General features: G+C 40.8%; 1 protein-coding gene and 1 pseudogene. Both read right to left on the bottom strand.

Annotation, left to right across the window (positions count from 1 at the left end; translation table 11 throughout):
• Nucleotides 1–740 (bottom strand): GAF domain-containing protein (locus IQR33_RS06155; protein WP_193843591.1); only part of this gene is annotated, 740 nt, incomplete at its 3' end.
• 180 nt (nt 741–920) lie between these two features.
• Nucleotides 921–1,185: pseudogene (locus tag IQR33_RS06150) on the bottom strand (bifunctional NADH-specific enoyl-ACP reductase/trans-2-enoyl-CoA reductase); the annotation flags it as partial.

The raw sequence follows: 1,185 nt of genomic DNA, 5'->3' as shown, positions 1-1,185 counted from the left end.
CTGCGAGCGTTACTAAAACCAATGTTGATGACCACAAGCGATTGCTGATCACTATCAAGGGACTGTAAGGTGTATTGGACAATGTTCTCAAGTGCAGAACGATTTAGAAATCCAGTTCCCTGATCATGTGTTTTTTGGTAGCTCACTTGTTTTTCCGCGGCTTTACGGCGATCAATTTCTTGTGTTAAGGAGTAACTTAACTGGGCTAAATCCGTGGTACGATTTTCAATTCGACTCTTTAGCTCGGTGTTAAGTCGCTGAAGTTTATGTTGTTGGTACACAACTGAAAGCTGTGCTTCGATTGAATCTTTGAAAGTTTCAAGCAACTGACGGTAACTATCGTTGTACTCGTTTCTCTCAGAGTCAAGCATACAGATTGTTCCAAATGTCTCCCCATTTGGCCAGAATAGCGGTAAGCCGCAATAAGAAATCATGCCTAGTTTGATGTCTGGGTTATTTTGCCATTCTTCATCTTCAAGCGCATTGGGGATTACAAGCTCGCCTTTCTGTTCTATAACTTGCTCGCAATACAAACCGTTACCAAGCAGCTCTGCATCGCCAGTACGATAAGGATTACCTAGAGTTTCGCTAGATGTATTTACTTCTATGCGATCCGGATGGATACGCATAATTAATGTGGTGGGTACGTGTGTTATTTGAGCCAGTAAGTTGACGATTTCCTGCCAACTTCTTCGCATAGACTCAGGGATTTCGTAGTCTAATGTTTGCAATCTCCCCATATAGGTCATCCTTTACGTGGTTTCACTTCCTGTGAATTAAAAATGCAGACTGCTCTATTTTGTTCTCGCTTTTTAATTAAGTATAGGGTGGCTAGGGCTCGAAACAAAAAAAAGTCCTGAAAAGTGTTCAGGACTAGGAATAGTTGTCACATATCTCATCCTTGAAACAGGTAACAAGTATCAAGGCTTAAGCGACATTAACGATTCAATAGAAATGTCTTGCGAATAGTCGACATCTTCAAAGTTAAAGCCATTGAGCTTCATAAACTCATCTTTAAAACCTTGGTAATCACCAATCTCTTTAAAGTTTTCAGCATTCATCTGTTCTAAAAGAGCGTGGACTTCTTGTTGAACTTGCGGTTCAAGTTCCAAGTCATCTATTCGAATCAAGCGTTCGCCGTCAACTGGCACTTTCTCTTGATCGTATAACTTCGTAGTAAACAGC

Source organism: Vibrio sp. OPT46, from assembly GCF_015163535.1.
Lineage (GTDB): Bacteria > Pseudomonadota > Gammaproteobacteria > Enterobacterales > Vibrionaceae > Vibrio > Vibrio alginolyticus.
Note: the sequence above shows the minus strand (reverse complement) of the source record. Positions and strands in the feature narration are given on the sequence as shown.